The organism is Rhodoluna sp. (assembly GCF_049276775.1).
Lineage (GTDB): Bacteria > Actinomycetota > Actinomycetes > Actinomycetales > Microbacteriaceae > Rhodoluna.
The window spans coordinates 47963-68010 of sequence record NZ_JBASXC010000028.1; the positions used below are offsets into that span (position 1 = coordinate 47963).

Below are 20048 nucleotides of genomic sequence, written 5' to 3' on the forward strand. Positions count from 1 at the left end.
ACCCAGCAAGCTGCTAGCTACTGACTCCCATATTTCCCAGTTCAACAAGTAGCCTTGAATCAGAGCGAATCAGGAGATAAAAGAAGTGGAAGAGCCAAGGCCAGAGGATTTCGAAGCACTCCTTCGCAGGTTCCTAGCTGGTGAAAGACTTGAGCCAGAGGAAATCGCCAAAGCGGCCGGCCTTCCAATTGATCCCCAGTCAATCCAAGACTTGCTTTCAAACCTCACAAGCGCAATTGTTCCGGGTGAGCAAGTCGATGGAGTGAATTGGCAACTTGTCGAGACTCAGGCAAGGCAAATAGCAAATCAAAGAAAAAAGCCAGTTCCCGAATCCGTCGGCCAAGCGATAACTAATGCGTCAGCCACCGGAAGATTGTGGCTCGACGAGGCAACCGAGATAGCGTCACTCTCATCTGAGCCGAAGCTTCTTTCAAGAGAGCTATGGATTACCGACTCTCTTGGCCTATTCAAGGACCTTGCAACACCGGTGGCAAATCGGATGGCGGATGCCCTAACCGAAAACTTCCAAGAGAACCTACCCGAGGAGTTTTCTGGCTTCATTTCTCAAGCCAGCGGTCTTATGAAATCAGCCGGGTCGGTTATGTTTGCGATGCAGTTGGGTCAGGCACTTGGAAAGCTCGCCGAAGAGGTACTGAGTGGAGGCGACATTGGGCTACCTATCTTCAAGGAACCAAGGGCTGCCTTTGTTGCGCAAAACCTCGCCCAGACAGTTGAAGAGCTTGACGAAGAATCAGACCAGATTTATTTTTACCTGGTGATTCGGGAGCTGGCTCATGCCAGGTTGTTCAAGCACAGCAAGTGGCTTCGGGAATACACCGTTAACTTGATCACCTCTTACGCAAAAGAAATAACGATAGACAACTCACGAATGGTTGAAATGTCTGAAAACTTTGACCCGGCCGATATCGGAAATATCCAAAAAGCTCTAGAAACCGGAGCTCTCATTTCTCCAAGAACCCCTTCCCAGACCCAGGCGCTTGAAAGAATCGAGACTGTTTTGGCACTGATCGAAGGTTGGGTTGACTGCGTCACGCAGCGAGCCACAACTCGCCTACCCAGGGCTGCCGCGATTGCCGAAATTGTCCGAAGAAACCGCTCCGCGGGAGGACCTGCAGAAAAAACCTTTCTCACGCTGATTGGATTAGAGCTTAGACCAAGAAAACTTCGCGAAGCGTCCGCGCTTTGGAATGCCATCACCGATGAGGTGGGAGCCAAAAAGCGAGACTCTATCTGGTCGCACCCGGATCTAATGCCAACCAACGAAGACATCGAAAACCCAAAACCACTTATTCAAAAACTTAGAAGCCAGGGAACCGACGACGCAATGGACGCCGCCCTTCGGGACCTACTGAGCTGAGCCTGCCTGTAGCAAGGTAATAAACCTCGAGGGGGATCTTTCCCTGAGAGCATCGAAACTCGCGTAGGAAATCCTCAGCTCGCGCATGGCCCTTGTTATGCCGACATAAAGAAGTCTTTTTTCTTCTTGAATTGCGCCGGGAGTCTTGGCATAGCTGATCGGCAGGTAGCCCTCGTTGACTCCAACGATAAACACCATCGGCCACTCAAGCCCTTTGGCCGCGTGGATGGTTGAAAGGGTGACCGCCTCGGTGGTCGGTTCGTGCTGAGAGTGTGCCCGATCGGCAAGCTCTAGAGCGAAATCTTTAATCTCGGAACCCTCGGGAAGTTCATCTAACATCAATAGCAATGAATTCAGCGCTTCCCACTTACCCGCGACCACACCAACCTCGGTTGGTTTAGATGCTTGCCATCCCAAAGATCGAACTATATCGCTAACCGCCTGATGAAGAGGTTTGCCCGATGGGCTAAGTGCCTCAGCTCTAATAAGTTGCACCGCACTTTTAATTTCAGGCCTAGAGAAAAAACGCTCCCCACCGCGAAGCTGATAGCTAATACCCAGTGAATCAAGGGCACGCTCTAAAGCCTCGGACTGGTTATTTATCCGGTACAAAACCGCAATCTCACTTTTTGGAATTCCTGACGAGATAGCTTCCGAGATTACAGTTGCCACTGCCTTAGCTTCTACTTGGGCGGATTCATACTTTGTGATTTGCGGTGCCACACCAGGTGGGCCCGCGGCTTCCAGGGAACCCCCAAGTTGAACATCGCTAGTTAGGCGATTAGCGAAGGAAACTATCTGCCGAGTGGAGCGGTAGTTGGTAGTTAGATCAACAATGCTTGCCCCCGGAAAGCGGTCGGCAAAGCCTCGGAGAAATTCACTGCTTGCTCCGGTGAAAGAGTAAATGGTCTGGTTCGGATCTCCCACCACACAAAGTTCAGCGTGCTCTCCGAGCCACTGATCCAAAAGTGCGTGCTGCAGCGGCGAGATATCCTGATACTCATCAACCGTGAAAAATCGGTACTGGCTTTGGACATGGGCCAAAGCTCGCGGTTCGGCCCGAAGAAGTCCCAAGGTTAGTACCAGGACATCCTCCCAATCTAGTTTTTGGGCCCGGATTTTTTCCTGTTCGTAGATTTTTTGAATCTCAAGATTTTTTTGGAAACTTAGGCCCGCAACTTTAGGCCTGGAATCCGAAAGCTCGGCGTACTGCTCCATTGAAAGCATCGAATACTTTCTCCATTCAATTTCGCTTGCCATATCTCGAAGGGCTGCATTATCTAAGTTGATTGAGAGCGACTTGGCGGCTAGCCCAATCATCTTGGCCTTAGAATCTAAAATCGAAGGTGCCGGAACTCCAACATGCTGTGGCCAAAAGTACTCCAGCTGTGCCAATGCCGCGGCGTGAAAAGTCCTAACCGAGACCGCTCCGACTCCGAGTGCTCGAAGCCTTGACCTGAGCTCTCCGGCCGCGCGGTTTGTGTAAGTAAGTGCCAAAACTCGATTTGCCGCAAAATGACCTGTCGCAATTCCATAAGCGATCCGGTGGGTCACGGTTCTGGTCTTTCCAGTTCCCGCTCCCGCCAAAATACAGGTTGGGCCAACCAGAGCTTGCGCAGCAACTTGCTGCTTTGGATCAAGCCCCTCAAGAATCTCTGCGGCGCTACTAGTGACCATTGCTCAAAGTTTCGCTAGCTGAAGAAATTTCTTTGCCGAACCAAAGCTCAATCATGGCTCGAGAGATGGTTGCCTTACCCGGAAGTAAAAGCTCACTCGCTTCCGCCTGCAGCTCAGCTCTAGAAAACCAGCGCAGTCGAACAATCTCTTCGCCGTCGGGTAGTAATTGCTGAGAGGATTTGGCCTTTGCGCTAAAGCCCAGCATTAGCGATAAAGGATATGGCCAGCCCTGAGAGAAGATGTACTCAGGTTCTGTGACGTCCAGACCACACTCTTCCTTCATCTCTCTCACTACAGCTGCTTCGAGCGATTCACCGGGTTCAACAAAACCAGCAAGAACTGACCAGCGATTTTCTTCCCAAACCCCCTGTGAGCCCAGCAAAAGACGATCACTTTCGTCAACTATTGAAACGATTATGGCCGGATCAGTTCTTGGAAATAACTCGAGGTTGTCTTTCTCACAGCGCCGGACCCAGCCAGCCTTTTCTATTTTGGTTTCGCTTCCGCAGTTCGGGCAGTGAGCATGGCTCTGGTGCCAGTTGCTTAGTGCAAGACCCTGAGTAAAGATACCGGCATCCAAATCCGACAGGGCCCCACCGGAGGCTCGAAGACTCACCCAGCGCTTTGGCTCTGGCTCTATTTGGTCAGCCTGCTGCTTTGAGATAACCGCTAGACAAATTGCACTGCCTTTGGACGCCGTTTTTTCTTCCCGATCAGCTTTTCCAAGATAGATAAGTAGTGCACCATCCGGAGCACTAGCAAGGGGCCGAAGATCAAGGGCTACCCCCGCCTCGGGGCCAAGTAACACCTTGCCTTCACACATCAGCAGGGCAAGCGAATTGGGGGTTTTTCTAAGCTCAGTAAACAGGTCTGGGATGTCGCGGGATAAGTAGTCACGATCTAGTGCCTGGCGAGCTAGAGGTGGTAGCTGATTCCGGGTCACTTTATCCCTCGCGTGGCGATACTGAATAGATTGGGCAATGTTGTCTAACCTAAATCCATGGCTAGATCTCCCTTGATTTTAGCGGCACTAGCGAAAGACGCCGTTCCCCAGTTCGACTTCGCCCAGGTTAAGCACTTAGATGGCGGAACTTCGGGCGCATTTGATGCCGCCTTACTAACCGCAAAGAGCGGTGAGCACTTCGTGGTTCGCATGGCCAACAGTGCGAGTGCGGGAACAGAGCTAGAGGCTGAAATTCGTGCCATCAGGACTTTTACTCCTGTAATTCGAATGAACTTGCCTTTTGAGGTCAGTCAGCTAGTCGGCGACACCCAAGACTCCAACGGAGCGCGCGCGATGGTTTTCAACTTTGTCTATGGAAACTCAATCGAGATATCCCAAGTCGAAGCAATCTCTGATCTGACCCTGAGTATCGCAACCGCGATTGCGACAATTCACAAACTTCCAGCCGAGCTAGTTCAAGCCGCCGGTTTCCCAGAGCTTGATCCGTCTTCAAACCTCAAGTATCGAGTTTCAGAACTGGATCGAGCTGCCCAAACCGGTAAGGTCCCTCCGGTACTGCTCCAGCGCTGGGAATCAGCACTCGAAGACATCAGCTTGTTCAGATACCAGCCAACCGTTATTCACGGCAGCCTAAACGGACACAGCATGCTAGAGCTAGATGGAAAAGTCTCCGGTGTCTTGCACTGGTCCGGACTTCGAATCGCAGACCCAGCCGAGGACCTCGCCTGGATCCTTGGAGGTGCAGCACCTGAACTTTCAAGAAACCTTATGGCTAGATACTACGAAGCAAGACCCGGAGCCGACAGCAACATCTGGCCTCGCGCTCTCCTATATAGCGAGCTTGAGCTAACCAGGTGGCTACTCCACGGATATTCAACCGGCAACCAAGAAATCATCGAAGATGCCGTTGGAATGTTGCTAGTTCTCACCGAAGAAGTGGAATCGGGCAAAGCCGAGCGCTTGCACGCGGCTCCTCTTGCAAGCACCATCGCCCAGCAAAAACTTGGCGAGCAGTCGGGCACACCGGAAACAAAAAACGACGAACTGTTTTAACTAAACAGCCTGTCCCATAACTCAATTAGCTCTTTCGGGCTCAAGACAGTATCTGGAATCAATTCCAAATCGTCGGCAACGAAATAAAAACTAACGTCAATCGCTTCGATTGGAATTGATCGAAGCTCCGAGTAAGCAAAGCGATAGAGGGCCAGCTGCAGGGCCATGCTCTCCTGCTCCGCCTTGGTCTTGGGAGCCGCACCGGTTTTCCAGTCGACTATCTCAAAACGGTCACCGACTTTGAACACGGCATCCAATTTGCAAACGAACGTGTTTAGCCCTCGGGTCAGATTAATTTCAACCTCAACGTCCTCGCGGGGCAGATCCCTAAACCTGGAATTTTTGAACACCTCGGCGAGATCTTCGATGTCACCGGTTTGGTTATCAACCTCAGAGATGAGGAAATCCTCGACCCAGGTGTGAAAGGCGGTGCCAGTCTTAGTCGCGCGGTATGGCTCCGAAGGAACCGGCCTCAGGTAGTTGGCGGCTTGCGCAGTTGTGTCCGCAACAAAATCTTTGAACCTAGAAGCTGGGATTCTAACCGGGAGTGCAATCTCGGACAGTGCTCTGATTCGATCGTCTTGTTCGCGAAGCAGTATGTCAATTTCTTCGTGAAGCCTAGACCCCGCAAAGTCGGCTTCGGAAATTTTTAAAAATTTGTCTGCCGCCTCTTCTACCGAGGCCGCTGCCTGATCAACTAAAGAACGGTGAGAATCACCGATTGGCTCAAGTGGCCAAGCTTGAGCTCTGGGAGTTAGATCCAATGGGTTTTCATCAGATTCCTTCTCAGGAAAATCAAATTGGCCATCGGCAAGCTCAGTGAAAAACCTTGAAGGTTTTCTAGCTCCCGAGTTAGCCGGTTTCCAATAAGAACCGGAGCAAAGCAGAGCTTGCTTGGCCCTCGTGATTGCAACATAAATAAGTCTGAACTCTTCTCGGAGCTGGTGCTCCTTGTTATCGGACTTAAACTTTTCAGCGGCCGCCTTGGCATCGGCCTGGGCTTGACAACCCTCGAGAGAAAAAACCGGAAGTGAGTTGGCGTCCCCGCGAAGCGGAAACGGTAGCTCGGCTCCCGAAAGCCAACCCGAGGTCGACCTGGGCTTTGAGGGAAAATCATCCTCGACGAGATTTGGAATCGCAACGTAATCCCACTCGAGACCTTTAGCGGCGTGCACAGTTAGGACCTGTACAACCCCGGCACCTGGAGTCACCTTAGGGATCTCAAATCTTTCTTTCTTGGCGGCGTAGTCCAACCAATTCAGAAACTGACCGAGTAGTGAAGCTGCCGAGCCAGTACCGAAACCAGCAACGATTTCATAGAAGGACTGAAGCTGGGCCATCGGGTTTTGAAGCTTCGGGTTGGCGCGAAGCTCGATGTCGAGCCAAAGCTCTTCGCAACAAACCCTTACAAAGTCCGTCAGTGGCAAAGCGGTAGCTGATCGAAGATTCTGAAATAGCCTGGCCGCTTCCCGAAGGCGTGCCAAAGAAGCATCGGAGAACTGCTTAAGTAGCTCAAGCTTTTCGTTCAGAACCGCATCCAGTGCTTCAACTATCGTGATCTCCTCGCGAAATACTCCCTCTTGCTTTGGTCCTGAGAGCTTTTTGGCAATCACAAAAAGCCGGTCAATATCTTTGATTCCTATGCGCCACCTGGCTCCCGTAAGGAGCCTGATGAGTTCACTTCCTGCATCGGCGCGCTGAACCACCTTCAAAGCTGAGACCAGGTCAACAATTTCGGGAAGTTCCAAAAGGCCCCCGAGCCCAACAACTTCCACTTCAATCCCCTGCTGCTGCAACTTCTCAACAAACAGCGCCATCGAAGATCTCTTGCGCATAAGCACCGCACAACTTCTTCCTGAAGCTGCAGCTGGCTTTAGCCAGCTGGCGACTTTTTCCGCCTCTCGCTCTATGTCTTGCTCAAACACAAAGTCAGTAGTTCCTGAAATCGCATCCTGTTTGGCCACCAGCTTTACCGGCAGCACCCGCTCAGAAAATTCCTGCCGTCTTTCATAACTTGCTAAGGTTCCCAGAGGCTCGGAGATCTTGTTAGCCAATACGAGCACGCTGGTTGGGTTTCGCCAGCTTGTTTGAAGTGAAAAGTGCTTCGCACTTCCAAAATCAAGAGCGAACTGGTCAAGGTTTGAAGAACTTGCTCCCCGCCAGCCATAGATCGACTGGTTGGGATCTCCAACCCCAAAAACAGAAGCGTTTGAAAACAGTGTCGAAAGCAGCTTGGTTTGTAGCACCGAGGTGTCTTGATACTCATCAAGAAGTACCTGGGTAAAGTTTTCCCTGATTTGACCAGCAGCCTGATCTATCTCTGTCACGGCCCTAAAGGCGAGGGCTACCTGATCTGAATAGTCAACCACCGAGCGCTTCTTTTTCTCGTTCTGGAACAACTCGGCAAGTTCTGCAATCAGCGGTGTTGGCTTTAGTGCCTCCACCATATCCCCGATGTATCCAAATCTCGAGTCAACTTCTTGACCGGCTTTTTTGGGAAGTGACCCGATTTGGTTAGCAGTTTGCTCAACCAGCTCGCGGATGGATTCGGCACTTGCCCCGTTATCACTCATGGCCTGGGATAGCTCAAGAACTTTTTGCACGAGGTTATCTAGATTCAGCTCTAGGTCACTTAAGCTTCCAGAAACACTGGATCCGTACCTAACGCAAACTTCCCTAGCCAACTGAAAGGCCGAAGCCTCACTTAGCAGCGTCGACTCACTCTCGTAGCCAAGCGCTAGTGAGTTATCGCGGAAGATCTGATTCGAAAAGGCGTTGTAGGTGGAAATAGTCGGTGTAACAAATTCAAATTCAAGATCTTCCGGCCAGTAGGAGCTTTCGCGAAGCCTAATCAGGGCCTCAAATATTCGCTTCGATAATTCGGTGGCAGCTTTTTTGGTGAAGGTAAGCCCCAGGATTTGCTCGGGCCTTGCAAAGCCATTGGCAACTAGCCAAAGCACTCTAACCGCGAGTAGTTCAGTCTTACCGCTACCAGCTCCGGCGACAACCAGGGATGGTGAATCAAGCGGAGCGTTCTCAATGGCATGAATCTTCTCCGGTGCCAATTCAAAGTCCTTGATGACCTTGAATATCTCACTTGCGGAATACTTGAACACCTGTCTATCCGACATAGCTCACCGCCGGAGTAAGGTGAAGGGAGCATGACCCGTATTCTCGCTCTTGCTCGCAGTGCTGAGATAGCTGGGCTATAAATACCTGCCTCGACATACCCTCGGAAGAATCCAGCAAGAGTTTTTTGAACCGAGCCGATTTTGTTTCATCCATTGGGTCTTGACTGCGCTCTGTGTAGTTGGCTCCACCAACAATTAGAAGTTTCGCTCCAGCTAAGGCCTCCGGCTTTAGACCTTCAACTTTTTCAAAGCCTCCTTCTAGTACCGCCATTTGATAAAGGGCAAGCTGGGGATTGGTTTTCGTCTCCTCAGCGGTAGCGGCAAGTTTTCCAGTTTTTAGATCAACAATTACTACGTTCCCGTCAGCAAGCTGTTCGATACGGTCCACCTGACCTCGAACCTGGATGTTGCCAACATCGAAACTAAAGTTTTGCTCCCGCCCCAACACCTTGCCGCCGGCCTTCTCAAACTTCCCCAGATAGCTGGCGAGGTTTGTAAGCATGCGGGCAGCCTGGCGCTTTCCAAGCTCCTCCAGCCAGTCCGCTTCAAACTCAAGTGAATTCCATCGAGAGAGCTTTAGTTTCTCAAGCTCTGCTAAATCAGAACTCTCAGAAACTTCCAGCACCTCGTGAATCAAGGAACCAAGGGATGCCGAGAAAGAGCCGGAGGATCCGCCGTGGGTTTCAATAAACCAGTGCAGTGGACACTTCAAATAGTTTTCAAGTTGCGAGGGTCTTATTTGCAGACTCTCAGTTGCTAAGTCGGTTAGCGGCTCCGTCGTCGAAATAGGAAGTAAGCCATACCAGCTCGCAGGACTCGCCCCCGGAACTCCAGCTGCTGCAAGCCTTGCCAACCCAAGAGCTGCCTCACCACTGTTCTGTGCTTTACCGGTTGCAAGTTCTCTCCTAAGGTTTCCCACCAGTGACCGCAGGGTGTGGGTTTTATAGACAGCTGTTTCTGTTTCAGGATAAGTTCCGAAAACTAGCGGCAAGAATTGAGAGAGCTGCTCCTCCTGGCTTTCAGTTGCCGTTAACACCAAACGCTCCGAGGCAGCTCCGCAAGCTTTATTGAACATGCGAAGCTCTCCGGTGAGTTCGGATTGCTTTAGCTCACTAGCTAGCGACACCTCTCCGGCAATTAGCGCATCCAGAGCATTGGCCCCAAGAAGCGAAGATCTGGGCTTTAGGTTTGGCCACACTCCTTCAGAAAGACCGGGCAACAAAACGGTGTCAAAGCGGCGTCCGATAAGACCCGATGGGGTAAGAAGCAGGACCTGATTTTGCTGGCGGTTATTTAGGGCAAGCGAATCCTCCGGGATCTCGCGATCTAACTGATCTTGAATAAAATCAATCGCCCTAGAGCCTGGATTACGTTCTTCGTATCTCACGGCCGCTGCAAAAAGCCTAAGTATCGAATCTAGGTTTCTACCGGCCTGAAGGGATACTTCAGACACTCCCCTGGAAAGCTCACTCCACCGCTTTAGGATTTTGGTTTCAGCTACCAGCTGCCATAGCACCGCCTCAGCAGTTGTTCCAGGTTCCAACCCAAGCTCTCGAACGCTAGCCAACAGACGAACTATTTTTTCGGCAGCGCTTGCCTCGTTGGATCGAATTAGAGAAAGCGAATTCGGGTTTTGAAAAGCCTCCTCGAGTAGTTGATCGGATGTGGTTTCAAAATCCTCGGATTGTTTTCGAAGTGAGCGACGAAGTCGCAGGATACCAAGCTGATCCAATCCGGCCAGTTCCGAGGTAAGTATCTCAACGGCCAACTCTGCACTGACCGGCTCATCGCCTAGGCAAATCCGAGCCAGGCGAAGTAGCTGTCCCGAAGCATGCTCGTCTTTTAGGGACGCGGCTGATCCCACAATTCGAACCGGGACCGATTCGCCACTTAGCCCAAGGGCTAATTTTTCAAGTTCCGGACGACTTCTTGCAACTACCGCCATCTTTGACCAGGGAACTTGATCGAATAGGTGCCTTTTTCGGAGTAGGCCTGCAACAAAACTTAATTCTTCGGATTCCGAGCGAAAAACTTTCACCACCAGGCCTTCGCCATCGGGCGAGAGTGCAGCTGGTGGCGTGAGGCCCTTGCGCTGCCTTCCCGCTCTGGCAACTTGTATTTGGGCGCTTACCTTGGCAAGCGCGGCGGATATTGCGGGGCGGCGAACAGCATGGGTTGGCTCTAGAAATATTCTTTCGACAGAAACCTTGGCTCGAGCTGCAATTTTTTCACTCAGCTCGCTCATGGCCTTCGGGTTAGCAACCCTAAATCCAAGTGTTGCGCTATCGGGATCACCAAACAGGGTCACACCCGCCCCAAATCTAGTTAGGGCAAACAGTAGCTCGGCAGCCGCCGGAGTGAGCTCCTGAGCATCGTCAACCAAAATTGTCTTGAGTCCCAGAAGTGACTGCGGAAGAGCATCGAGCAGAGCAAGGGCATTGGCTGCTTCACGCAGTAAAGACGCCGAGTCAAAACGTGCTCTTCCCTCTATGTGAAGTTTTGCAAGGTAGCTTTCAAATACCTCGGCGGCTGCTACCCACTGGGGTAGGTTTTGGACTTTGCCGAGCTCGCCTAGCTTCGAGGGGGTTAGGCCGTGCTCGAGGCTTGCTGCAACCAAATCTCGAAGCTCGGTGCGAAATCCGGTGAGTGATCGAACTCCAGAATCTAAGTTTTTAGGCCACAAAGATCCATCGGTTTCTTCCAGTACCTCTTTTAGCATCTGGTCCTGCTCGCTACCGCTTACCAGGACCGGCGCAAGCTCACCTCTTTGTTTTGCATCGCTTGCCAAAATTGAAAACGCCAAGCTGGTCAGAGTCTTAGCCAGCGGTCCCTCGCTGGCACCTTGATACTCAAGGGCCAACTGATCGCGCAATGTGTTGGCGCTTTCGCGAGTGGCGGCAATGACAATAATTTCAGCCGGTGAAATGCCATTAGATACCAGGTGTAAAAACCTGGCAACCAGGGCACATGTCTTTCCCGACCCGGGTGATCCAAAAATGGTTCCGACCGAGGCGGCGGGCAGGGCGCTCGCACTTAGCTGGGAGGGTGAAAGCTCAAAGCTTTTGACCGATGCAGATTGCGGCTTGAGGATAAATCGCGGATCGGTCATTTTCCAAAGATACTAAAGGCCACTGACAGCTAGGTCTTAGGCGTTGCCCAAAGGCCGTAATCTAGTATCAGAAAGGTTGGTCATGGAAATCAAAATCGGTATCAAACACTCTGCCCGCGAGCTCAGCTTCGAAATCACGGAGACAGCCAAAGAGCTGGAAGCAAAGGTTTCGGCAAGCATCGAATCCGGAGCAAAGCTTCTAAACCTAACGGACTCGAAGGGTAACGTCTTTTTGGTCCCAACCGAGGGAATTTCCTACTTAGAGATTGGTGCCGAGGAAGCTAGAAGGGTTGGTTTCATCTCCTAATGGAATTTCTATTCATTGTTTTCTATACCGCGGTGCTTGCACTGGTAGCCCCATACGTCAAGATAACCTCCGACCGCTACGGGTCTCTGGTGCCGCCGGCCATTGGCTTGGCAACCGGATCCGTTATTTGGATACTTCTTACCTGGTTGGGCTTTAGCTACGTCGACGGTTGGATTTGGACCATCGTGATGCTGTCGATGCCGATAGCTATGTTCTTTGGCTCAAAGGCGCTTGCCGATAAGCGCGAGAAGGAAGACAATCAGGCTTTGGCCGCTACGCGGTAAGTCCTACCGCATCCATTCGAAGTGAGTGAGCGGCGATCATCTCGGTGACCAGCGGCTCAATCTTTGAGTAAGACTCAAGGTTTATCTTTCGTTCCTGCTCAAGGGTGAGTGTGGACTTCTTATCCGAACCGGACAGCTTCTTATTGTCAAAAGCTGCTCGAACTTCCAGCAAGACGTCTCCCATGAGTCTCCTTCCCCAAAGGGCAAGTCTTGACTCGAGGCTTTCGTTGCCAGACATTCCCTCAACTAGCACCCGCTTGGCGAATTTCTCAAAGGTCTTATCCGACAGTGCCTTTTCGACATCCTCGCGAAGCTCCTTGGGTAAACCAAAAGCTAGCCTGCGGTAGAAATCATCAAGAAGCCCAGACACCAGGTATATCTTGATTACCGACTCATACCAGTCGATACCGGCGGTGCGGGAGTGAAAGGTATCGATTCGCTCGACGAATGGATCCATCGAGTCCGTCACATCAAAGCCCAGGCCGGATAGTTTTTTGGATATCGCTCGGTACTTTTCAAAGCTCTTTGCGGCAGCTTCGGAAAGCTCCGCTTTATAGGCGGTGGTCGGCGCGTACTTCAACTCATTGGTTAAGATTTCAAAGTTTGAAAGCAAAAGGTAAGCCAACTGTCCCAGGTATATCTTGGGCTCTGGAGTGTAGGGCTTGAGATCCACCTTGCCCTGGTTTCTTCCAGTTCGCTCCTGACGGTCGGGAAGGGCTAACTTTCCAACCTTTTTGCGAAACGCTTTTAGCCACTCGAACATCCCTCCAGCATATACGGCTTATTCGATGCCCAAGTAGAGTAGGAAAGGTATAAATAGGAGCATATTGACATTCAAAGATCTAGGTATCGACAGCGATATCGTGCAGGCCCTAGAGGCCAAAGGAATTACCAGCCCATTCCCAATCCAGGAACAATCCATCCCGCTTGCCCTCACCGGCCAAGACATCATCGGGCAGGCCAAAACTGGAACCGGAAAGACCCTAGGTTTTGGGCTACCCCTTATCCAGTCTCTCGGTCTGGACCCCGCTCACGGTGCAAAAGCCCTGGTTGTAGTTCCAACCAGAGAGCTAGCAATTCAGGTCGCACAAGATCTAAAGCTAGCCACAAGCAATCGATCCACCACCGTTGCCGCCATTTATGGTGGCAAGGCCTACGAGGGCCAGGTAGCTGAAATCGACGCCGGAGCGCAGATCATTGTTGGAACACCGGGTCGACTAATCGATTTATCGAAGCAGAAAAAACTGGACCTTGGAAATATCCAATTCATGGTGCTCGACGAAGCCGACGAGATGCTGGACCTGGGGTTCTTACCCGACGTTGAGAAACTTTTTGCCTACACTCCCTCTCACCGTCAGACCATGCTGTTCTCGGCAACCATGCCCGGAGCCATAGTGTCATTGGCAAGAAAGTACCAAAACAAACCGGTTCACATCCGAGTCAACGATCCGGACGAGGGACTCACCAAGGCCGATATCAAGCAGTTTGTTTACCGCGCTCACTCACTGGATAAAGATGAAGTGGTTGGAAGAATTCTGCAAGCCGAAACAAGAGGCAAGACAATAATCTTCTGCCGCACTAAGCGCCAGGCCGGCAAGCTTTCGGAAGAACTAATCGATCGTGGCTTCAACGCAAGCGCCCTACACGGCGACATGACCCAGGAAGCCAGAGAGAGATCGATGACGGCTTTTCGCACCGGCAAAAAAGACATTCTGGTGGCAACCGAAGTTGCAGCTCGAGGCATTGACGTAGACGACGTGACTCACGTCATCAATTACTCGGTTCCCGAAGACGAGAAGGCCTACCTGCACAGGGTTGGAAGAACCGGCCGCGCCGGAAGACTCGGTATTGCCGTGACTTTTGTGGACTGGGATGATTTATCTCGTTGGACCCATATCGACAGAGAGCTCTCCTTCGGACAGCCCGAACCGATGGAAACCTACTCGAGCTCCGAGCACCTTTTCACGGACCTAAACATCCCAGCCGGAACCAAGGGAAGAATTCGCGCCTCTACAAAAGTTGCCACCAAGCCCTCGACCTCCTCGAATTCCAGATCTGCCGGCTCAAAGCCGAGAACTTCGGAGCGACCAAAGCACCACAAAAAAGAATCCGAACCTCATAAGCCGAGGGTTCCGCACGAGGGAAAATCAGAGCACAAGCAGCCGCCTAGAAACAGAACCAGAAACCGCACCCGAAGCGGTCAGGCACCTAGCTAGAGCGAGGGCTCAGTTCCGGTTCCCAGTTCAATAATTCGATCAAGCATCTCTTGAGAGGTTGTGTTCTCGCCTAACCGATTGGGCTTACCTTCTAGACCGTGGTAGTCACTGGAGCCGGTGACAACAAGGTTGTGCTTGCCAGCAAGTTCCAAAAGCCATTTTCTCGCGGCTTCAGGAACGTCCCGATGATAAACCTCAACACCCTGCATACCGGCAGCAATCATTTCCTCGAAGTGTGCGGTGGGCAGATCTTCGGGATCGGCTTTTTCCCCGATGCCCTTCAGCGGATGCGCGATAACCGGAACTCCCCCGGCTTGACGAATTAGACCAATGGCTTGGATTGTTGACACCGCGGAGTGTGAAACGTAGAACGGCCCATCGGTAGAGAGGTAGTAGTCAAAGGCGGCGCTTCGGTCGGGTACTAGCCCCATGGTCACTAGGGTGTCGGCGATGGCGGGGCGACCGATGGTCGCACCTTTATCCAAATGATCTAAAACCATCTCCCAGGTGATTGGAATCTTTTCGGCTAGCTTCTCGACAATTGCACGACCCCTTGCCTCGCGAGTTTCAACAGTGTCTCCCAAAACTACCTCGAGGGCTTTGTGTGCGGGGTCTGGCAGGTAGGCCAGCAGATGAACACTTAGACGGTAGATCTTGTCGTTTCTTTTAACCTCCGAAACGGAAGTAACTTCAATGCCTGGCACAAATCCGATGCCGTGCTTCTTGGCTTCAGTCCTTGCTTCATCCCAGCCCGAGACGGTGTCGTGATCGGTAAGTGCGATCACGGAGATATCTGCGGCTGCAGCGTTTTGAATTAGCTGGGTCGGGCTATCAAGCCCATCTGATCTGGTGGAATGAGTGTGGAGGTCGATTTTGACCATAGGAAAAACCCTTATCTGTTGTACCTAACACTACGCAACATGTAATTCAATGCTTGACAGTGACACAATAGTTCAATGACAGCAAGCGATCAGGGCCAGGGAGAAACAAGATCCCGCACCCCGCACAGCCAAGAGTTTTTGGATTTCATCTCCAGTGGCTGGGCAACCAACTCTTCGCCAAAATCTCAGCCCGATAAAGTTTCTCCCTTTGCCAAGCGAAGAAGGCTTGCGCTGGCAACTGAGTTTCCGGGCAAGGTGTTAGTTATTGAAGCGGGAGCCCCAAAAACCAGATCCAACGACACCGAGTATCGGTATCGCCCGCACGCGGCGTTTTCTCACCTGACCGGCTGGGGATCCAGAACAGTTGCCGACTCTGTTTTGGTAATTGATTCGAGGAGTCCGACAAAAGAGATCTTATTTCTGCGGCCAACAGCCGGCAAAGATTCAGATGAGTTTTTTGCTAACTCCGCAATCGGTGAATTCTGGGTTGGCAAACGCCCAACCCTGGAGGAGATATCCGAGCTGCTAGATATTGAGACTCGAAACCTCGACGAACTTGAGGGGTTTTTAGAAGGCGCAGAAACAATTGATCTGACAGATACCCAGTTAGCCCAATTCGTCTCTGAGCTGAGGCTTGTCAAGGACTCTTACGAGATTGACCAGATGAGACAGGCCGTTTCATCAACCATTCGAGGCTTTGAGGATATTGCCCGAGCGCTCCCTAACTCCGTTGGCATCGCCAAGGGTGAGCGAGTAATTGAGACCGCTTTTTTTGCCAGGGCAAGGCTCGAAGGAAATGATTTGGGCTACGACACCATTGCAGCAGCTGGGAGAAATGCCTGCGTGTTGCACTGGATTTCGAACGACGGCGAAGTCAAGCCGGACGAACTTGTTCTAGTTGACGCAGGCGTTGAGATGGACTCGCTATACACAGCGGATATCACTAGAACTCTGCCCGTCTCGGGGAAGTATTCAAAGACTCAGAAGGAAATCTACCTTGCAGTTCTCGAAGCTGCCGATGCCGCCTTCGGGGTTGCCAAGCCGGGAGTTAGATTCCGTGAGGTGCACGCCGCCGCTATGGAGGTTATTGCAAGAAAGTGTGCCGAGTGGGGAATCCTTCCGGTGCCTGCAGAGGAATCGCTAGATTCATCAAAACAATTTCACCGCAGGTGGATGGTGCACGGCACCAGTCACCACCTGGGAATCGATGTTCACGACTGCGCTCAGGCCAGGAAGGAAATGTACCTAGACGCCGAGCTACAAGAGGGGATGATCTTCACCATCGAGCCAGGACTTTACTTCCACGAGGATGATTTACTTGCCCCCAAAGAATTTAGAGGAATTGGCATTCGCATTGAAGACGATGTCCTGGTCACCAAAGACGGAGTAGAGAATCTTTCTCGAGCCCTTCCCAGAACCCCGGATGAAATCGAAGCCTGGATGGCAAGCCTCTAACTAGATTTTTTGGCGGGCTTTACGCTCTTGCTACCTGCAGCCGAGGCTGCCTCCTTCGCAAGTTTCGCCTGAGCGTTGGGAACAACAACCTCATACTTTTTGGCGAGCACTGTTTGAGCCGAAACAAACCCCCTACGGTTTTTGGTGACGCTAAAACGAACAATGTTGATAAGCATTCCGATACCGGCACCGATAACGATTCCAGCCAGCACGTTATTGATTAGCACCTGCTCGGTTCCGGCTCCGGTCACCCCAAAGATAAGACCGAAGAACATTCCAAGCCACGAGCCTGTCAATGCGCCTGACATCGAGACCCGACCGTAACCCAGCTTGCCCTTTATCGTCTCGACTGTTTTTAGGTCGGTCCCGATAATTGACACGAACTTAGCCGGAAAGTCATTTTCAATCAGTTTCTCAACGTAGGAAACTGCCTGCTGGTAGTCAGTAAAGCTGGCAAGCGAGGCTGCGTCTTGGGCCAAGGAATCGTTTTGCTTTGGGCTCATGTTCTCCATTCTCGCACGAAAGTTGAAACCCTTAGAGTTGAAGGGTGAAAGAGTCCATATTCGAAGCCCTTTCGAAGGTCATAGACCCAGAACTTCGCATTCCACTCACAGACCTTGACATGGTCGGGGAAATTTCGGTGAGCCCTGAAGGTGTTGCCGAGGTTGAGATTAAGCTCACCATCACCGGTTGCCCGGCCTCTCGAAGAATCGAGAGTGAATCAAAACAGGCAGTTGAGAAAGTTGAAGGTATCAAATCCGCCAACATAACCCTCTCGGTTATGACGCCGGACGAGCGAGATGCCCTAAAAATCAAACTTCGTGGCGGCAAACCAATGAAGCACAATCCTTTCGACAGGGAAACCCTGACCAACATCTTCCTCATCGGCTCCGGCAAGGGCGGAGTTGGTAAATCCACCCTGACCGCCAACCTTGCCGTTGCACTTGCGGCAACGGGTAAAAGGGTCGGGCTCATCGATGCCGACATCTACGGCTTTTCTATTCCGGGCCAGCTAGGCATAACCGAGAAACCAACCAGGGTTGATGAACTGATTCTTCCCCCCGTGGCATTTGGTGTGAAGGTAATCTCGATTGGCATGTTCATCGAGGGAAATACTCCAGTTGCTTGGCGAGGCCCCATGCTTCACCGCGCCATCGAGCAGTTTCTATCCGACGTCTTTTGGGGTGATCTGGACATTCTTTTGGTTGACTTGCCCCCCGGCACGGGAGACATAGCAATCACCTTGGGTCAGCTGCTTCCAACCGCCAAAACAATCGTTGTCACAACCCCTCAGATCTCAGCCAGCGAGGTTGCCGAGCGAAGCGGAGCGGTTGGCCTTCAAACCGGTCAGGGCATATTTGGAGTGATTGAAAACATGAGCTATCTCCAGCAGGGAAATCAAAGAGTTGAGCTTTTTGGTTCCGGTGGTGGCGAGCTAGTTGCAAAATCTCTCTCTAAGCTATCCAAGACGGAAGTTCCACTGCTTGGTCAGATACCTATTTCTATTCCTCTGCGAGAAGGCTCCGATACCGGTAATCCCCTGCTCGGCCATGAATCTAGCGATCTAGCTGCGGCGGCAATCGAGGAGATTGCCCAAAAAATTGCCGGTGTTGGTCGAGACCTAGCGGGGCGAAGACTACCCCTTAGTACCAGGTAAGTATTTGCTTCGTAGAATTGGCACATGAGCGAAACAAGCATCGATACCCTTCTGGCCCACCTACCTCCATCCCCCGAGGCGGTCACGATTGTGAACCCCTCAACGGGTAAAAAAATCTACGACTTACCCCAGCTAAGCGTTGGCCAAATTGCCAAGGCGGTAGCAGACGCGAGGCTTGCAGCACCGACTTGGGCAAATGTTCCCGTAAAGGAACGGGCCAAGACCCTTTCTAGGCTTCATGACCTGCTGCTTCAAAACCAGAACAACCTGATGGATTTACTCCAGCTAGAAACCGGTAAATCCAGAGCTCATGCCTTCGAAGAAATCGCAGGATCGCTTGGCTCGGCAAGGTACTTTGCCAAGATGGCTCCCAAGACTCTAAAGACCCAGAGAACTGTCGCGGGTGTTCCACTCCTGACCCAGTCCTACGTGATGTACTCACCGGTGGGTGTAGTTGGTGTAATCACACCCTGGAATTACCCACTTGCCCTTCAGATGCTCGATGTGCTTCCAGCACTGGCCGCAGGAAATGCAGTGATCCAAAAAGCCGATAACCAAACCGCTCTGGTTTCTCTATACGCAAGATCGCTAGCGGTTCAAGCCGGCATTCCAGAATCCGCTTGGACCATTGTGGTTGGCGATGGCGCAACCGTTGGCAACGCCATCACCGACTCTGTTGACTTTGTTGCCTTCACCGGTTCAACCGCAACCGGAAGATTGGTAGCCGAGAGAGCTGCCAAGAGACTCATTGGTTATTCACTAGAACTCGGTGGCAAGAATCCCCTAATTGTTTTGCCCGGGGCAAAACTTGGCGATGCCGCTGAAAAAGCCATCGCCGGAGCTTTTGGAAACTCAGGGCAACTTTGTGTTTCGATCGAGCGCGTCTACGTTCCAAATAACCTCAAGAAGGAATTTGAGCGCGAGCTAGCGGAGCGCGTGACGTCGATGACGGTTGGCAAGAGCAACGACTTCGCGATGGATATGGGAACCCTAACCGGAATCAACCAGCTAACTAGAGTTCAAGATTTCGTCTCTGACGCAGTTGGTAAGGGAGCCAAGGTCTTGGCAGGTGCGAAAGCACTTCCCGAGCTCGGTCCATACTTTTACGCGCCCACAGTTTTGACCAACATAAAAGAAGACATGCGGCTAGCCCGCGAGGAGGTCTTCGGACCTCTGATTGCGGTGGTTGGCTACGACACTATCGATGAAGCCGTTGTATTGGCTAACGACACCGAGTACGGACTAAACGCTTCGGTGGTTGGCCCAACCAAGTTGGCCAAGCAGGTGGCTTCAAAAATCATGGCTGGATCGGTGAATGTGAACGAGGGCTACCGCGCCTCGATGGCTTCCCTTGATTCGCCGATGGGAGGCATGAAGCAGTCCGGTGTTGGAAGAAGAAACGGCCAGTATGGACTGCTTCGCTTCACCGAGGCAAGAACCGTTGGAGTTTCAACCGGATTACTGAAGTTCCCGTCGCGTGCAAGGCAATACAACAAGATGGCACCGATGATGAATCTGCTTGCCAAACTGATGAAGTAAGAGGGAAGGCTTTAGCTTAGGTTCCTTCCGAATCAAAAGGGGCAACCTCACCTTTTTGGAGTTTGGGCTGCGTTTGTTGAACCGGGCGATTTAGAGAAGCAACCGGATTGACCGGTTCACCCTCTGCTAACGCCTCGCGGATGATTCTTCTGGGGTCATATTGACGAGGGTCGAGCTGTTTCCAGTCCACGCTTTCTCCAAGTTCGTTCTGGAGCTGCCCTTTGGCTCCTTCGGCCATGCGCTTTAGAGACTTCACAAGCCTTGCCAGCTGCTTGGCGTAGTGTGGGAGCTTGTCCGGGCCCAGCACAAAAATCGCTATCAACCCGAGGATTAATAGCTTTTCGCCAGAGAGCCCAAACACCCTTTCAGGTTACCTCTTTAGCTGCGGGGTATTTTG

The 20048-nt window shown here is 51.8% G+C and carries 16 protein-coding genes; 8 read left to right on the forward strand and 8 right to left on the reverse strand.

Translation table 11 applies throughout. The annotated features are described in order from the left end of the window. Window positions 1-85 precede the first annotated feature (85 nt). A complete protein-coding gene (locus tag WAO31_RS02505) occupies window positions 86-1378 on the forward strand; it encodes a zinc-dependent metalloprotease (RefSeq protein WP_509589840.1) in 1293 nt (430 codons plus the stop codon). Here the strand turns inward: WAO31_RS02505 and WAO31_RS02510 are convergent. After that, the gene (locus tag WAO31_RS02510) at window positions 1367-3055 is read right to left on the reverse strand and encodes an ATP-dependent helicase (RefSeq protein WP_509589843.1); all 1689 of its coding nucleotides are present in this window, start codon (window positions 3053-3055) and stop codon (window positions 1367-1369) included. The genes WAO31_RS02505 and WAO31_RS02510 overlap by 12 nt on opposite strands. Beyond that, complete coding sequence (nudC, locus tag WAO31_RS02515) at window positions 3045-3998, reverse strand: NAD(+) diphosphatase (protein WP_509589844.1); 954 nt, start codon at window positions 3996-3998, stop codon at window positions 3045-3047. The genes WAO31_RS02510 and nudC overlap by 11 nt, the downstream gene beginning before the upstream one ends. A gap of 57 nt (window positions 3999-4055) precedes the next feature. Between nudC and WAO31_RS02520 the strand changes: the two genes are divergently transcribed. Further along, window positions 4056-5072: a phosphotransferase gene (locus tag WAO31_RS02520; protein ID WP_509589846.1), complete on the forward strand. Its 1017-nt coding sequence runs from the start codon at window positions 4056-4058 to the stop codon at window positions 5070-5072. On the opposite strand, the gene WAO31_RS02525 is transcribed toward WAO31_RS02520, so the two are convergent. Then, entirely contained in the window at window positions 5069-8203 is a 3135-nt protein-coding gene (locus WAO31_RS02525) for an ATP-dependent helicase (protein ID WP_509589848.1), read from the reverse strand. The two genes, WAO31_RS02520 and WAO31_RS02525, sit on opposite strands and share 4 nt — an antisense overlap. Further along, window positions 8193-11312: a PD-(D/E)XK nuclease family protein gene (locus WAO31_RS02530; RefSeq protein WP_509589851.1), complete on the reverse strand. Its 3120-nt coding sequence runs from the start codon at window positions 11310-11312 to the stop codon at window positions 8193-8195. Before WAO31_RS02530 ends, WAO31_RS02525 begins: the two co-directional genes overlap by 11 nt. A gap of 82 nt (window positions 11313-11394) precedes the next feature. Between WAO31_RS02530 and WAO31_RS02535 the strand changes: the two genes are divergently transcribed. Both WAO31_RS02535 and WAO31_RS02540 read left to right on the forward strand, forming a co-directional pair. After that, complete coding sequence (locus WAO31_RS02535) at window positions 11395-11619, forward strand: DUF3107 domain-containing protein (protein WP_509589854.1); 225 nt, start codon at window positions 11395-11397, stop codon at window positions 11617-11619. Continuing rightward, window positions 11619-11903, forward strand: coding sequence for a hypothetical protein (locus tag WAO31_RS02540; RefSeq protein ID WP_509589857.1), 285 nt, complete (start codon window positions 11619-11621; stop codon window positions 11901-11903). Before WAO31_RS02535 ends, WAO31_RS02540 begins: the two co-directional genes overlap by 1 nt. Here WAO31_RS02540 and WAO31_RS02545 read toward each other — a convergent pair. Further along, window positions 11893-12666: a ferritin-like fold-containing protein gene (locus WAO31_RS02545; protein WP_509589860.1), complete on the reverse strand. Its 774-nt coding sequence runs from the start codon at window positions 12664-12666 to the stop codon at window positions 11893-11895. The genes WAO31_RS02540 and WAO31_RS02545 overlap by 11 nt on opposite strands. Window positions 12667-12730: 64 nt before the next feature. Here WAO31_RS02545 and WAO31_RS02550 point away from each other — a divergent pair, with 64 nt between their 5' ends. Further along, window positions 12731-14119, forward strand: coding sequence for a DEAD/DEAH box helicase (locus WAO31_RS02550; protein WP_509589863.1), 1389 nt, complete (start codon window positions 12731-12733; stop codon window positions 14117-14119). Here the strand turns inward: WAO31_RS02550 and WAO31_RS02555 are convergent. Next, on the reverse strand, window positions 14116-15000 hold the full coding sequence (locus tag WAO31_RS02555; protein ID WP_509589866.1) for a PHP domain-containing protein: 885 nt from the start codon (window positions 14998-15000) through the stop codon (window positions 14116-14118). The two genes, WAO31_RS02550 and WAO31_RS02555, sit on opposite strands and share 4 nt — an antisense overlap. Before the next feature lie 75 nt (window positions 15001-15075). On the opposite strand from WAO31_RS02555, the gene WAO31_RS02560 reads away from it, so the two are divergent. Then, on the forward strand, window positions 15076-16455 hold the full coding sequence (locus WAO31_RS02560) for an aminopeptidase P family protein (RefSeq protein ID WP_509589869.1): 1380 nt from the start codon (window positions 15076-15078) through the stop codon (window positions 16453-16455). Here the strand turns inward: WAO31_RS02560 and WAO31_RS02565 are convergent. Continuing rightward, complete coding sequence (locus tag WAO31_RS02565; protein WP_509589872.1) at window positions 16452-16958, reverse strand: YflT domain-containing protein; 507 nt, start codon at window positions 16956-16958, stop codon at window positions 16452-16454. The two genes, WAO31_RS02560 and WAO31_RS02565, sit on opposite strands and share 4 nt — an antisense overlap. 44 nt (window positions 16959-17002) lie before the next feature. Here WAO31_RS02565 and WAO31_RS02570 point away from each other — a divergent pair, with 44 nt between their 5' ends. Together WAO31_RS02570 and WAO31_RS02575 are read left to right on the forward strand one after the other, a co-directional pair. Continuing rightward, entirely contained in the window at window positions 17003-18112 is a 1110-nt protein-coding gene (locus tag WAO31_RS02570; protein WP_509589875.1) for a P-loop NTPase, read from the forward strand. 24 nt (window positions 18113-18136) lie between these two features. Beyond that, window positions 18137-19651: a succinic semialdehyde dehydrogenase gene (locus WAO31_RS02575; protein WP_509589878.1), complete on the forward strand. Its 1515-nt coding sequence runs from the start codon at window positions 18137-18139 to the stop codon at window positions 19649-19651. A gap of 16 nt (window positions 19652-19667) precedes the next feature. Here WAO31_RS02575 and WAO31_RS02580 read toward each other — a convergent pair whose 3' ends face one another. Beyond that, window positions 19668-20012, reverse strand: coding sequence for a twin-arginine translocase TatA/TatE family subunit (locus WAO31_RS02580; protein ID WP_509589880.1), 345 nt, complete (start codon window positions 20010-20012; stop codon window positions 19668-19670). Between the last annotated feature and the right edge of the window lie 36 nt (window positions 20013-20048).

What these genes read in the sequence shown, in the direction of transcription:
- WAO31_RS02575 (WP_509589878.1), top strand. Translation starts at nt 18,137, where the DNA reads ATGAGCGAAACAAGCATCGATACCCTTCTGGCCCACCTACCTCCATCC.
- WAO31_RS02530 (WP_509589851.1), bottom strand. Translation starts at nt 11,312, where the DNA reads ATGACCGATCCGCGATTTATCCTCAAGCCGCAATCTGCATCGGTCAAA.
- WAO31_RS02545 (WP_509589860.1), bottom strand. Translation starts at nt 12,666, where the DNA reads ATGTTCGAGTGGCTAAAAGCGTTTCGCAAAAAGGTTGGAAAGTTAGCC.
- WAO31_RS02555 (WP_509589866.1), bottom strand. Translation starts at nt 15,000, where the DNA reads ATGGTCAAAATCGACCTCCACACTCATTCCACCAGATCAGATGGGCTT.
- WAO31_RS02535 (WP_509589854.1), top strand. Translation starts at nt 11,395, where the DNA reads ATGGAAATCAAAATCGGTATCAAACACTCTGCCCGCGAGCTCAGCTTC.
- WAO31_RS02560 (WP_509589869.1), top strand. Translation starts at nt 15,076, where the DNA reads ATGACAGCAAGCGATCAGGGCCAGGGAGAAACAAGATCCCGCACCCCG.
- WAO31_RS02520 (WP_509589846.1), top strand. Translation starts at nt 4,056, where the DNA reads ATGGCTAGATCTCCCTTGATTTTAGCGGCACTAGCGAAAGACGCCGTT.
- WAO31_RS02565 (WP_509589872.1), bottom strand. Translation starts at nt 16,958, where the DNA reads ATGAGCCCAAAGCAAAACGATTCCTTGGCCCAAGACGCAGCCTCGCTT.
- WAO31_RS02525 (WP_509589848.1), bottom strand. Translation starts at nt 8,203, where the DNA reads ATGTCGGATAGACAGGTGTTCAAGTATTCCGCAAGTGAGATATTCAAG.
- WAO31_RS02510 (WP_509589843.1), bottom strand. Translation starts at nt 3,055, where the DNA reads ATGGTCACTAGTAGCGCCGCAGAGATTCTTGAGGGGCTTGATCCAAAG.
- WAO31_RS02540 (WP_509589857.1), top strand. Translation starts at nt 11,619, where the DNA reads ATGGAATTTCTATTCATTGTTTTCTATACCGCGGTGCTTGCACTGGTA.